The 14,005-nt window shown below is 57.4% G+C and carries 10 protein-coding genes; 5 read left to right on the top strand and 5 right to left on the bottom strand.

The window, feature by feature from the left end; all coding sequences use genetic code 11:
• Positions 1–45: 45 nt before the first annotated feature.
• Positions 46–1,008, top strand: a complete 963-nt coding sequence (locus ACR0K4_RS05475) for a LuxR C-terminal-related transcriptional regulator (protein ID WP_480516424.1) — start codon at positions 46–48, stop codon at positions 1,006–1,008.
• Positions 1,009–1,138: 130 nt separating this feature from the next.
• Complete coding sequence (locus tag ACR0K4_RS05470; RefSeq protein ID WP_480853166.1) at positions 1,139–2,125, top strand: MBL fold metallo-hydrolase; 987 nt, start codon at positions 1,139–1,141, stop codon at positions 2,123–2,125.
• A 116-nt stretch (positions 2,126–2,241) separates the two neighbouring features.
• Here the strand turns inward: ACR0K4_RS05470 and ACR0K4_RS05465 are convergent, their stop codons facing one another.
• From ACR0K4_RS05465 to miaA, 5 genes are all read right to left on the bottom strand, one after another.
• Positions 2,242–4,329 carry a dipeptide ABC transporter ATP-binding protein gene (locus ACR0K4_RS05465; protein WP_480853165.1) on the bottom strand — a complete coding sequence of 696 codons (2,088 nt, stop codon included), beginning with the start codon at positions 4,327–4,329 and terminating at the stop codon, positions 2,242–2,244.
• Positions 4,330–4,420: 91 nt separating this feature from the next.
• A complete protein-coding gene (locus ACR0K4_RS05460; RefSeq protein ID WP_480853164.1) occupies positions 4,421–5,884 on the bottom strand; it encodes an ABC transporter permease in 1,464 nt (487 codons plus the stop codon).
• Positions 5,885–5,898: 14 nt separating this feature from the next.
• Positions 5,899–6,945, bottom strand: a complete 1,047-nt coding sequence (locus ACR0K4_RS05455; protein WP_480516432.1) for an ABC transporter permease — start codon at positions 6,943–6,945, stop codon at positions 5,899–5,901.
• A 121-nt stretch (positions 6,946–7,066) separates the two neighbouring features.
• Entirely contained in the window at positions 7,067–8,737 is a 1,671-nt protein-coding gene (locus ACR0K4_RS05450) for an ABC transporter substrate-binding protein (RefSeq protein WP_480516434.1), read from the bottom strand.
• A gap of 349 nt (positions 8,738–9,086) precedes the next feature.
• Positions 9,087–9,980: a tRNA (adenosine(37)-N6)-dimethylallyltransferase MiaA gene (miaA, locus tag ACR0K4_RS05445; protein WP_480853163.1), complete on the bottom strand. Its 894-nt coding sequence runs from the start codon at positions 9,978–9,980 to the stop codon at positions 9,087–9,089.
• A 111-nt stretch (positions 9,981–10,091) separates the two neighbouring features.
• Between miaA and pyrH the strand changes: the two genes are divergently transcribed.
• From pyrH to ACR0K4_RS05430, 3 genes are all read left to right on the top strand, one after another.
• Entirely contained in the window at positions 10,092–10,829 is a 738-nt protein-coding gene (gene pyrH / locus ACR0K4_RS05440) for a UMP kinase (RefSeq protein ID WP_480516591.1), read from the top strand.
• A gap of 222 nt (positions 10,830–11,051) precedes the next feature.
• Positions 11,052–12,638, top strand: coding sequence for a BCCT family transporter (locus tag ACR0K4_RS05435; protein ID WP_480516438.1), 1,587 nt, complete (start codon positions 11,052–11,054; stop codon positions 12,636–12,638).
• A gap of 130 nt (positions 12,639–12,768) precedes the next feature.
• Positions 12,769–13,995 carry an aminotransferase class V-fold PLP-dependent enzyme gene (locus tag ACR0K4_RS05430; RefSeq protein WP_480853162.1) on the top strand — a complete coding sequence of 409 codons (1,227 nt, stop codon included), beginning with the start codon at positions 12,769–12,771 and terminating at the stop codon, positions 13,993–13,995.
• Positions 13,996–14,005: the final 10 nt, after the last annotated feature.

The raw sequence follows: 14,005 nt of genomic DNA, 5'->3' as shown, positions 1-14,005 counted from the left end.
CATAGTAAGCTCAAGCGGTCGAAACCGCAAAAGGCGCCCCGCCAAGTGACCGTTGATCGTCCGGAAATTCCACAGGAAACCATCGAAAACTGGCAGAGCCTTGTTGACCTTGTCGCGCAACTTGCCGATGTGCCAGCCAGCCTGATCATGAAGACTGACGCACCGCAACACGCCGTTCTTGTCACTTCTGATCACCCCGAAAATCCGTATCCGGAGGGGATGACCTTTCATCTCCATCCAAAGCTATACTGTCAGGGCGTTCTTGAGCGCGATGATGAGCTTGTGGTCGAGGACGCCGATTGTGATCCGCTGTGGATGGATAATGAGGATATGGAACACGGCATGTCCTTTTACATTGGTCTACCTTTGAAATGGCCGGATGGCAGGGTCTTTGGCACGATCTGTGTGTTGGACCGCAACCGCAATCGCCAAGCTTTGTTGTTCCGTAAGGGCCTTGCTCAGTTCGCACGAATGGTCGAAGCCGATTTGGCATTGTTGCAAGAGGTTTACCTGAGACGCGCACTGGAGCAGAAACTGACCGAAACGCTGTCGCATCTTGAAATCCGCGTGCAACAAAGGACGCGTGAGTTACGCGAAACAAATACCGCGCTGCGGGTTTTACTCAGCAACGTGGATGCAGACCGCCAGTCGCGAGACCAGGAAATTGTGGACCAGGTGCGTGGTATGGTCTTGCCGTATCTTGACAAGCTTCGGGACCATGTCAGCGGTAATGAAGCATCTCAAATCTACCTGGATCTTGCGGATAAGAACCTAAAGCAGATTACCTCGACCCTGTCTGATAAGCTGACGGATGCCTTTGCGATCATGACGCCGACCGAGATTGAAATTGCGCAGTTGGTCATGTCTGGAAAAACCACCAAGGACATCGCCAGGGCCTTGTCCCGAGAGACATCGACGATCGATTTCCACCGCAACAACATTCGCAAAAAGCTTGGGCTGGAAGGGCGCGACCAGAACTTGCGCAGCCATCTCCTCACGATTTCGTGAGCGGGTTATATGGGGAAAGCCCCCATATTCCCCCCGTGTTTTTCCCGTCTGAGGTTCCCCAAACGCAATTGCTAGGCTTGCCGCATTGGCCGGTAAACGCCGGTGTTGCGAATTCAAGGGAGGAACCAGAATGGATCGGAAAGATCTCAAGCCAACATTGATGAATGGTAAAAAGGACAAGCTGGCCACAGGAGTGTCGCGGCGCTCGTTTTTCATGGCCGCCGGTGCCGCCGGAGTTGGGGCAGGGGCGTCGTTGTTGACGTCTAAACCAGCCGATGCGCAATCGCAGGCATGGCTGCAGCCCGGCAACAACAATCATGTCATCGATCTGCAAGGTTCGACCGGTACTGCCAGCAGCGGAGCAGTCGGTATCGACTATTTTGGTCACTGTGCGATCAGGATTACCTCACCCAACGGTGCTACGGTTCTGTTTGACCCATGGCGGGATGACCCATCTGGCGCCTGGGGTTTATGGTTCAGAAACGAGTTTCCGCAAATTCCGGTTGATATTACATTGTCCACACATGCGCATTTCGACCATGACGCGATTGAGCGGCCAAATTCGACAATGGTTCTGGACAGGATGGTCGGTAAATTCGAGTTCGCGGATGTGAAAATCACCGGATTTGCGGACAAGCACGCATGTGTGGCACCCGGTTGGTATGACTGGACGAACGCACTTGCAGAGTTTGGGGTCGAGGCATGCCCGCCGAATAATGTCGGTCATATGGATATGGTAGTTTATCTGGTCGAGACCGGGGGTATTCGGACACTGATCTGGGGTGATAACCGCCACAACCCACCGCAGGAGTTTTGGGATGCCATTGGTCAGGTTGATGTGTTGACACTACCTGTCGACGGCTCAGAGCACATCCTGAGCTATGATCAGGGCAATGACATCGTTTCTAAACTGAAGCCCAAGATTATTATTCCGACCCACTATTTGAACGAAGTCACGTCTTATACGCTAACGACGCTGCAATCTGCCGATGAATGGGTCAAGGGACAGAAAAGCCATAAGATGCTGGACAGTGCCAGCCTGTCGCTGGAAGCCGCTGAGATATCGGGCATGAACCAAGAGTTCATGCATTTCGGAAACAATGTCTTGACGGGTTGAGGTTCAGGAATGGGCTGTCTCTTGCGCGTATCCAATATTCCGCGTGTTTCCGTTACAACGCCCATCGAACGTCATAGGGCCGGTCTTGAACCGGCCCCTTTTCAGTACGCTGTGAATTACTCCGCCGCGATTTTGATAACGGGTTCCATCCGGGCGAGAATATCTTCTGACAGGTGGCACTTGACCTGATGCCCATCCGCCAGGGTCTGAACTGGTGGAACATGGGACTCGCAGCGCCCGTCTGGCACTTCGGACTTCCAGCGGCATCGGGTCTGGAACGGGCAGCCCGGCGGCGGGTTCATGGCCGAGGGGATATCGCCTTCCAGCACGATATGCTGCTTTTCAACGGATGTGTCCGCGATGGGCACCGCGCTCAGCAATGCCTCGGTATAGGGGTGATAGGGCGGGGCAAAGACCTGATCGGTGGTGCCCAGTTCGACCACATGGCCCAGATACATCACCATCACGCGGTCGCTGAGATAACGGACAATGGACAGATCGTGGCTGATGAACAGCAGGGTCGTCTTGTGCTCGCGCTGAATTTCCATCAACAGATCAGTCACCGCCGCCTGCACTGACACATCCAACGCCGAGACGGGCTCATCCGCAACCACAATTCGGGCGTCCCCGGCAAAGGCGCGGGCGATACCCACGCGCTGTTTTTGTCCGCCTGACAATTGTCGTGGCATCCGGTCGGCAAACGCGCGCGGCAGTTTGACCAGATCAAGCAGTTCCAGCATTCGCTTCTTGCGGTCTGCCTCGGAATTCCCAACGCCGAAGATCTCCAGCGCCCGGATGATCTGACGACCTACGGTCATCGACGGGTTCAGCGTATCGAACGGGTTTTGGAACACCATCTGAACCTCGCCAACGGTTTTGGCGTCACGTTCCTCAATCGGCACATCTTCGATATTGCGATTGTCCAGCAATATCTGCCCGTCGGTTGCCGTCTCAAGACCCATCAACACCTTGGCGAAGGTAGACTTGCCGCAACCGGATTCCCCGACAATGGCCAGGGTCTCGGATTCGTGGGCCTCAAAACTCAACGTTTCATTGGCCTTCACAACCTTCTTCTCACCCCCGCCGAATAATGCATTCGCCGCGACCTCGTAATACTTTTTGAGGTTGTCCATTTTCAGAACGGCCCGGCCAATCTCACCCTTGTCTTTCCGCTCGCCCACGGTGATCGGTGCATTCCAGTCGATCTCCTGGAACTTCAGACAGCGTGTGTGATGCCGGTCATTCCCCGGCACAGCCTCCATCAGAATGTCCTTGGCGTCGCACCGACCTTCTTCGAAATAATCGCAGCGCGGGCCAAAATTACATCCCGGCGGGCGCTCATGCGGCAACGGAAAGTTTCCCGGAATGGCCACCAGCGGGCGCGCGTTCTTGTCGGCCCCCGGCAGAGGGATCGACCGGAACAGCGCCTGCGTATAAGGGTGCTGCATCTCGTCAAACACATCCTTGATCGAGCCACGTTCGACCGCCTCACCTGAATACATCACACAAAGCCGGTCACAGGTCTCCAGCACCAGCCCAAGATTGTGCGAGATAAACAGCATCGAAGTGCCGTATTTCTTGCCCAGATCCTTGACCAGCTCAACCACCGCGGCCTCAACCGTCACATCCAAAGCAGTTGTTGGTTCATCCAAGATCAACAGGGAGGGTTTAGACATCAACGCCATCGCAATCACGATCCGCTGCTGCTGACCACCTGACAGCTGATGCGGGAAGGAATTCAGCATCCGCTCGGGATCGGGCAGACGCACATCAGTGACCACCTCTAGCGCACGGGCATAGGCCTCCTCCGCGCCCACGCCTTCGTGGATCATCGGCACTTCCATCAGCTGCTTGCCGATTTTCATCGCCGGGTTCAGCGAGGCCATCGGCTCCTGATAGATCATCGCGATCTCATTGCCGCGAATATCGCGTAACTCCTCGGTGCTCATTTCACCCAGATCACGCCCTTTGAACTTGATCGAGCCGCCAACGATGCGTCCGTTCTTGCCCAAATCCTGCATGACACCCAGCGCCACAGTGGACTTCCCACAGCCGGATTCGCCGACCAGACCCACAGCCTCCCCGGGCTGCACGCTGACCGAGAAATCCATAACGGCGGGAATTTCCCTCAGCCGGGTGAAAAAAGAAATCGAAAGCTTGTCGATCTCCAGAATAGGCCCGTCATAATCCGCCAGTTTGTTCATCTTGCTTGCTCCTCACCAAATGCGGGATCCCCTTCATCTGGCTAAAAATATCCCGGGGGGTCCGGGGGGCTGGCCCCCCGGCCGCTCTCAATCAGTCCTTCAGACTTTCTTCGCGCAGACCATCGGCCAGCAGGTTCAAACCAAGAACCAGCGACAACAGGGCCAGAGCAGGCGGAAGGGCAGGGTGCAGATAGATCGACAAAAGCTTGCGCCCCTCATTGATCGTGGACCCCCAATCCGGGCTTTCCGGCGGCAGGCCCAACCCGAAGAAACCCAAAGTCCCCAGAAGGATGGTGGTATAGCCGATGCGCAAACAGAAATCGACGATCAGCGGACCCCGCGCGTTGGGCAGGATTTCCCAAAGCATGATGTACCACGGACCCTCGCCGCGTGTTTGCGCCGCCGCCACATAGTCACGGGTTTTGATGTCCAGCGCCAGCCCGCGCACGATGCGGAACACCGTGGGCGAGTTCACGAAGACCACCGAGACAAAAACAACCAGAATGCCGCCCGGAATGTCGAACAGGTCCAGATAGGTCGGAAGGCCCCAGATGCGGTAGCTGTCGGTGTTGATGATGTAGCCTCCGGTCGAGATCAGCGACAGGTAGAACCACAGCGCCACGCCCAGAACGCCGATCAACAAAGGCGTCCGGAAATTCGGCCGGGTGTAGTACCGCGAATTCAACAGGACGCCGAGGAAGATGATCGGGAAGATGAACAGGATCGCGGCCATATAGTTCGGCACCCCGGTCGCAACGATCTCGGGTGTGACCAGCAGATAGAACAGCAGGATCACGGGGAAAGCCAGGATCAGGTTCGCCAGGAAGGACAGCAGGGTATCCAGACGACCGCCGTAATACCCGGCGGGCAGGCCCAAAGTTATCCCGACCATGAAGGCAAACATCGTCGCCAGCGGTGCGATCTGCACCACGATCCACGCGCCTTTGACCATGCGGCTAAAGACGTCGCGGGCAAGGTTATCGCCACCCAGCAGATACCAGGAATAGACGCCTTCCTCCGCACCTGCCAGCGGGGTGCCGGGCACCTTGTTCTTCATGCCCGAAACCTGCGACAGCGGGTCATGCGTGACGATCAGGTCCATTGCGCCGAAAATGCCGGTAAAGACCCAGAACATCACCAGACCAAAGCCGATCATGCCGATGGGGCTGTCGAACAATTTGCCATAAAGACCCAGCTTGCGTTTGAACGCGATCGACATGGCATAGAGGATGACCAGCGACAGCCAGACGGGCAGGAATTGCTGTGAAATCGCACCGATGATCCCGGCGCTTGTTCCCATCAGGATACCGAGCACGACATAGGCGACGGCAATCCCCACGCTGGCCAGAAAGCTATAGCGCAGCGCGGCCTGTATCATGTTCCGCAGGCCCGAGCTTGAGGTGAGCGTGCCATCGGGGTTCACGGTCATCTGGTCCTCGGGCAGCACGATGCTGGCCAGCATCCAGACGACGATGGACAAGGCCATCAGCGCCAATGCCAGAGCGAATAGCGGGTTGAGGAAGGCGATAGAGCCGGTCCAGGTAAGTGGTTCCATGATCTGACCCTCCCTTAAGAAATGCGAATGCGCGGGTTGAGGTAGACATAGCCGATATCCGAGATCAGCTGCGTCACCAGCACCACAAAGACCGACACGACCGAGATCGCCAATAACAGCTGGATGTCATTGTTCCCCGCCGCCTGCACCAGCGCCCAGCCGAATCCTTTGTAGTTGAACAGGGTCTCGACGATCACCACACCATTCAGCAGCCATGGGAACTGCAGCATAATGACGGTGAACGGCGCGATCAGAGCGTTGCGCAGCGCGTGTTTCATGACGATATTGGGGAAGGACACACCTTTCAGGCGCGCGGTGCGGATATACTGCGCTGTCATCACCTCGGTCATCGAGGCGCGGGTCATCCGGGCGATGTAGCCCATGCCATACAGCGCGATTGTCAGCACGGGTAAGAAGAAATTCTCGAACGTCGGGTTCTCCATTGCCTGCGTGGCTGTGCCCTTGAACCATTTCAGCCCTACGGCAGAGGACGTGAAGATCGCGATGAAGATCACGCCTGATACGTATTCCGGTGTCGCGGTGGTTGTGATGGCAAAGGTCGAAAGCGTGCGGTCCGTGGCCGAACCCTCTTTCATCCCCGCCAGAATGCCAAGGATCAGCGCCGAGGGGACCATCAGCAGCATCACCCAGAACATCAGCCGCCCGGTCAGAGCCAGACGGGTTCCGACAACGGTTCCGACCTCTTCCTTGAAGACGGTCGAATACCCCCAATAGCCCTGAAGGATGCCGCAGAAATTAGGAGACTCTTCGGCGGTTTTGCCCGGTAGAATGCATCGGCCCTGAACAGTGCCGTCCTCATTCGTGTGCCGGTATGAGGGCAGAACGCCCAGCCATTCGCCGTATTTGATCGGCGTTGACTGTAGATACCCGCCTTTTTCCAGAAAACTCTCGACCTGTTCATCCGACATCCGGAAATTGCCCTGCGTTTTCGCAAGCTTTTCCAGGTTCGGGTAGAGATTGGTGAGAAAGAAGACCAGGAATGTCAGGCACAATGCTGTGATCAGCATGATCCCGACGCGCCTTAGAATGAAAAGTCCCATGTTAGCCCCTGTTGGTCGGCTGGCGTTGGGCGCAACTTGCCCGACGCGTTGCTATTCTGCTGGTCGCCGTATTGAGGACGAAGGGCCGCGCCTGTGTGGCGCGGCCCTTATTTGTTGCGGCTCAGGATGTCAGGCCGAACTTGTAAAGCTGCGGCAGGTCCGCGATATGCTTTTCAACACCGACCATGTTGTCGCGATGGTGACGCATTGCCGTCCGCCAATAGGGCTGGATGACCACACCTTCTTCGATCATGATCGCTTGTATCTTGCCCATCACTTCACGGCGCTGGTCCACATCCGAAAGCGAATTTGCTTCGGCCAGTAATGTGTCGAATTCTTCGTTCGAGAAAGCAGACTCATTCCAAGCCGCGCCCGACTTGTAGGCCAGGGCCAGGATCTGCGTACCCAGCGGACGGTGGTTCCAGTTGGTCGACGAATACGGGTACTTGGTCCAGTCGTTCCAGAAAGTCGAGCCCGGAAGAACCGTGTGCTTGGCCTTGATACCCGCGTCATTCAGCTGGGCCACAACGGCGGCGGTGGTGTTCCGGCGCCAGTCATCGTCGATGGACTGCACTTCGTGCTCAAAGTCAGCCATGCCCGCTTCTTCCATCAGGGCCTTTGCCCCGGCGGGATCATAGGGGATACGGGTGACCGACGAGTCATATTCGGGGTGCATCGGACCAACATGGCAGTTGTCCGCGGGGATGCCATAGCCGGACATGCCCAGTTCCAAACAAACCTCGTTGTCCACCGCCATGGCAAGCGCCTGACGGACTCGCTTGTCCGCATAAATCTTGTTGCCATCCGCATCTTCGGCCAGCTGGTTCGGGCGGATCACGATGGTAAAGCCCGACGGGATTTCCGAGCGCACAAGGCCGATGCTGTCAAAGATATCGACAAATTCACCGACCGATTCCCAGTTCATGTCGATTTCTTCGGCCTCATAGGCGGCCAGGAACGCGGCCGGGTCGGTGCCGTAATCGATGAACTCGATCCGGTCGATATAGCCGCCTTTGCCGGCCTCGTAGCCCCACCAGTCATGGTCCTCGTTGCGCACCAGAACGCCTTTGACGCCGACCTCGTGACTTTCGGGCTTCATAAAGCCGGTGCCGATCGGGTTGTCGAGCATCGTGTTGGCATCAAAGCTGCTGTGAACGATTGCGCCGGGATAGTCGGCCATGCCCGGAATGATGGTGATATCGGGCGCGTTACATTTCAGCTTGACGGTGTGGCTGTCCACCACGGTGATCGCGCCCTCGGAGGCCTGCTGGGTCGCTTCGTCAACCAGCGACGCCATCCTCGAAGCCATCGAGTTGCCTTCGAGCGTTGCGTCGCACCAGCCGGTGATGTTGCGCGCGACGTCTTCGGCGGTAAAGTCATCGCCATTGTTCCACTTGACGCCTTTGCGCACATTCAGCGTGTACTCGGTCGCGTCTTCGTTCGCTTCCCAGCTTTCCAGCAGCATGGGCTTGAACGAGCCGTCATTGTTGTATTCGACAAGATACTCCAACCAGCCCGCCGTAAAGGTCGCGATTTGCGTCCAGTCAAAGGTGCGCGGATCTTTGAGCGCGCGTACTTCCATCTGATAACGAATGGTGCCGCCTTGCTGCGGTTCGGCTGCTGCCGCGGGTGATTGCAGACCGATCATGCCATATGCGGTCGGAACGGCAACGCCCAGCGCGGTGACGCGGGCCAGAAACTCGCGACGGCTCAGATTGCCTTCGCGGTATTCCCTGGCGTGCATCTCGGCCGCCCAATGCATCGGCTTTCCATTGATTGTCTGGTTTTCCATAGATGTCTCCCTGTGACACTGAATTCTTTTGATTGCGATCTGCGTTACCTGAACAGGCTGCCGCCGGTCAGCTGGACCAAGAGCTTGTTATTCTCGTTGTGGTCATCCCCCATGACGGCATTCCGCACCAGATTTGAATATAGGTCAATGTTCGGAATCGTCATAGATCATCCAAAAACGACATCTCTCGTGAAAGTAGTGCAGGCGATGTCGCAATCTGAAACCTAACAACGCCAGCGATTCTGCATGCGGATTTGGATCGCGATGGCATGGCGCGCGGGACGCAAGCGGATGAACCCTTGCGCCTTTGCGCAATCAAACTTCCGCAAAGTCGGGCGGACTGTCACCGTCAGGGCGTGGCATCGATCCAGTGCCAGTTCTTCATGCGCGCGCGAAACCAGGTGCGCTGGCGTTTGGCGAATTGCCGGGTTGAAACCGTGGCCCGCTCTCGCGCGTCGTCAAGGCTGAGGCGACCGTTCAGATGATCCATAATCTCTGGGACGCCAATGGCCTTGCAGGCTGGAAGGGCGGGGTCATACCGGTCCCTCATGGCCTCGACCTCGGCCAAGGCCCCCTGTTCCAGCATCTTGTCAAAGCGTTGGTTGATGCGGTTCAGCAACCAGGTCTTGTCGGCGTTGAAGACAATGGGAACGGTGTGTTCGAGTGCAAGAACCGGGGGGCGGGTTTGGGCCTGCCATTCGTGCAGGGGGCGACCGGTTGCCTTCTGTACCTCCCATGCGCGCTGAACTCTGGCCCGGTTTTGCAGGTCCAGACGCAGCAGCGTTTCATCGGCAACTCCGGCGATCAATTCTGCAAGCGGCATATCATCCGCCTTTGCCCGAATGTCGGCTGGTGTTGGCGGAATGTCGGCCATCCCTTCCGTCAGCGCGGAATAATACAGCCCCGTGCCGCCCACGATGATCGGGCGGGAACCCGCGTCGAGCATGGGCGTGACTTCGCGCAGCCAATGGCCGGTGGAATAGCTCTGGTCATAAGCGATGTGGCCGTAAAGCCGGTGGGGCGTCCGGGCCTCTTCGTCCACAGACGGTCGTGCCGAGATGATCCGCCAGCAATCATAGACCTGACTGGCATCCGCATTGACGATGACGCCACCCAGGCGCGCGGCGATCAGCAGCGCCAGTGCCGATTTTCCGGACGCGGTCGGGCCGGCGATCAGCACGGGTTTGTCGTTTGGAATGGGCGGCAGGCGATCCCAAAGCCGTACGGCAGAATTGTCGTCCATATAGTTTGCCCAGTTCCTGACTATCCGCATTGAACCTGAAGCGGTTTTGCTCCATTTTGCGCCGGAAAATAACCCCGTCGCAGCCCGGAGCGCAACATGACCCTTTCCCCCATGACCGAGACAACAGAAGCCCCCAAAACAGCGTATAAACGCGTGATGTTGAAGATCTCGGGCGAGGCGCTGATGGGGGATCAGGGATTCGGTCTGCACCCACCAACCGTTCAGCGCATCGCGCAAGAGGTCAAATCAGTGCATGATCTGGGGGTCGAGATCTGCATGGTAATCGGCGGCGGCAATATTTTCCGGGGCCTCAGCGGCTCGGCACAGGGGATGGAGCGGACGACGGCTGACTATATGGGAATGCTGGCCACCGTCATGAACGCGCTGGGAATGCAATCGGCGTTGGAAGGCGAGGGGGTCTTTACCCGGGTTATTTCCGCCATCCGCATGGACGAGGTATGCGAGCCTTATATTCGTCGCCGCGCCGTGCGGCACCTTGAGAAGAAGCGTGTCTGTATCTTCGCTGCAGGCACAGGTAACCCCTATTTCACCACCGATACAGCTGCGACCCTGCGCGCCAATGAAATGGCATGTGAGGCAATTTTCATGGGCAAGAACGGTGTCGATGGTGTTTATGACAAGGATCCGAAAACCAATTCGGATGCCGTACGCTATGATACGATCTCGTATGACGACGTTCTGACTAAGCGCCTGCGCGTCATGGATGCCTCGGCCATTGCGCTGGCGCGGGACAATAACTTGCCTTTGATCGTTTTCGGTCTGGATGAGCCCGGCGGGTTCCGTGGAATCCTGGCGGGCGAGGGGACCTATACCAAGGTTCAGGGCTGACGCTGACCCGTGTTGCGGGTGCTCGTTACAAGTTCATATTCCGATAATTAAAGGCGTGGCGTGATTCCCGGAGCATAGTGTCGGGCTCACCGATCCGTGATGTCGGAAATCTGACAAAACAGTGCAAGAATGTCGTTTTTTGTCATCGGACGGTCTCAGCAGTCGTGCCGCTTTCAACTTCCTTAACCGAAGACTGTCGTACGTAATAAGAAAGGAAGAGAAATGTCCGATAATACGGATACCGACTATGAAGTCGGTCAGGACAATGTTCAGATTTTTGGTCTGGACGTCCACAATCCGGTCTTTGTCGTTTCGGGTCTAACCGTCATTGCCTTCGTGTTCTTCTCGCTTGTCTTCCGCGAGCAGGCGTCGGAGTTCTTCGGTTGGCTTCGTCCGGCATTGACCAGCAACTTCGACTGGGTGTTCATGATTGCAGCCAACATCTTTGTGTTGTTCTCGCTCATGCTGATCGTCACACCATTTGGGTCGATCCGACTGGGTGGTGATGACGCAAAACCTGATTATTCCTACGCAGGTTGGTTTGCGATGCTGTTTGCGGCAGGCATGGGGATCGGCCTGGTGTTCTGGGGTGTTGCAGAACCGATTTCGCACTACGGTTCGTCCGTCGGCGGTATTGCCGTTGGCGAAGACGGCGTGCGCACGGACTGGGCCCCGCTGGGTGCGGGTCTGGAGGACCCTGAGGCGTCGAAAAAGCTGGCCATGGCTGCAACCATCTTCCACTGGGGGATGCATCCTTGGGCGGTTTATGCGGTTGTCGCTCTGGCGCTGGCCTTCTTCAGCTTCAACCGTGGCCTGCCGCTGACCATGCGGTCGGTGTTCTATCCGATCTTTGGCGAAGCGACATGGGGTCCGCTGGGTCACATCATTGATGTTCTTGCGGTTTTCGCGACCATCTTTGGTCTGGCAACCTCGCTGGGTCTGGGGGCGACGCAGGCGCTGGCCGGTCTGAACTATCTGTTCGGCGTACCGGTGAGCGATGGGATGAAGGTACTGCTGATCGGTCTGATCACCGCGTTTGCTCTGGTCTCGGTCGTGGCTGGTTTGGACAAAGGCGTGAAGCGTCTGTCCGAGGCGAACATGATTCTGGCCGCAGCCCTGCTATTCCTGGTTCTGATCCTTGGTCCGACGATCGCGATCCTGACCGGGTTCTTTGACAGCCTGATCGCTTACGTGGTTGCGCTGCCTGCCCTGTCCAACTGGGTTGGCCGTGAAGACGTCAACTTCATGCAGGGCTGGACCACCTTCTACTGGGCGTGGTGGATTTCCTGGTCGCCGTTCGTTGGTATGTTCATCGCGCGTATCTCGCGCGGTCGCACCATCCGCGAATTCGTGACCTGCGTGATCCTGATCCCGACCGTGGTTGGCGCATTGTGGATGGCCGTCTTTGGCGGTGCCGCACTGGATCAGGTTCTGTCCGGTTCCGGTCAGGCCCTGTCGGACGCGGCGCTGGAACTGAAGATGTTCACCATGTTCGAACAGTTCCCGATGACCTCGCTGCTGTCTTTTGTCGGCATCATCCTGGTTGTCGTGTTCTTCGTAACCAGCTCTGACTCGGGCTCGCTGGTGATCGATACGATCACCGCTGGCGGCAAAACAGACGCTCCGACCGCACAGCGTGTGTTCTGGTGCGTTCTGGAAGGCGCGATTGCCATCGTGCTGCTGCTGGGCGGAGGCTTGGGTGCGCTGCAGGCTGCAGCTATTGCGACCGGGTTCCCCTTCGCGATCGTTCTGGTGCTGATGTGCGTTTCGCTTTTCATTGGCCTCATGAACGAACGTCGCCGCAGCTGATCTGAGCCGACGGTTTGAAAACGAACAAGGCTCCGGTGAAAACCGGGGCCTTTTTCGTTGACGCGGCAGGCGGCTATGGGCTTACTGCCCCGGACAATCAGTGGAATTGAGACGTCAGGAGGTCCGCGCGATGAGCGGTTTGGATATTGAGTTCGTGCGCGCGCAGTTTCCCGCATTTTCCGAACCCAGCCTGCAAGGTCAGGCGTTCTTTGAAAATGCAGGTGGATCATACACTTGCAAGCCGGTTCTGGACCGGTTGTTTCGCTTTTATCATCAGCGCAAGGTACAGCCCTATGCTGCCTATGAGGCCAGCCGGCTGGGCGGTGAAGAAATGGACGAGGCCCGCACCCGTTTGGCCGCATTGATGGGCGTGGACACCGATGAGTTGAGCTTTGGTCCATCGACCACGCAAAACACGTATGTGCTGGCGCAAGCTTTTCGCCAGTGGATGCAGCCCGGTGATGCAATCGTGGTGACAAATCAGGATCACGAAGCAAATTCCGGTCCCTGGCGCCGCCTTGCCGAGGACGGCGTCGAGATACGGGAATGGCAGATTGACCCGGATACCGGCTCGCTGGACCCTCAGGCGCTTGAAGATATGCTGGACGACAAGGTGCGTCTGGTCTGTTTTCCCCATTGCTCCAACGTGGTGGGAGAGTTGAACCCCGTTACGGAAATCACCGCTATCGCCCATGCCGCGGGCGCGTTTGTTTGTGTGGACGGCGTCTCGTACGCGCCGCACGGGTTGCCCAATGTGAGCGATCTGGGTCCTGATATCTACCTGTTCTCGGCTTACAAGACATATGGTCCGCATCAGGGCTGCATGGTGATCCGGCGGGCGCTGGGACAATTGCTGCCCAATCAGGCCCATCACTTTAACGGAGATGTGCTTTACAAACGGTTTACCCCCGCGGGCCCCGATCATGCCCAGATTGCCGCCTGTGCCGGTCTGGTTGACTATGTCGATCTGCTGAACGATCACCATGGCGGGCCAGCCTCTGGCGCGGCGGCGCGGGGCGCGTTTGTTCACGATTTGATGCGCGCCCGGGAAGTCGCATTGCTGCAACCCGTACTGGACGCCGTAAAGTCCCGCAACGCCGTGCGCCTGATCGGCCCGTCAGATGCCGACCGGCGGGCACCGACCGTTGCGCTGGCCTTGAACCGACCGGCTGAACCTGTTGCGGCCGAACTGGCAAAGTACGGGATCATGGCCGGAGGTGGGGATTTCTATGCCGGTCGGCCCTTGCAGGCCATGGGTGTTGACGAGGCGCAGGGTGTGTTGCGCCTGAGCTTTACGCACTACACCTCAAGGCAGGAAATTGATCAGCTTTTGGAGGCGCTTGAACGCGTTTTGTGATCCGCAGATT

This window comes from Ruegeria sp. K11, assembly GCF_056531905.1.
This window is presented reverse-complemented; position numbering and strand designations above follow the sequence as displayed.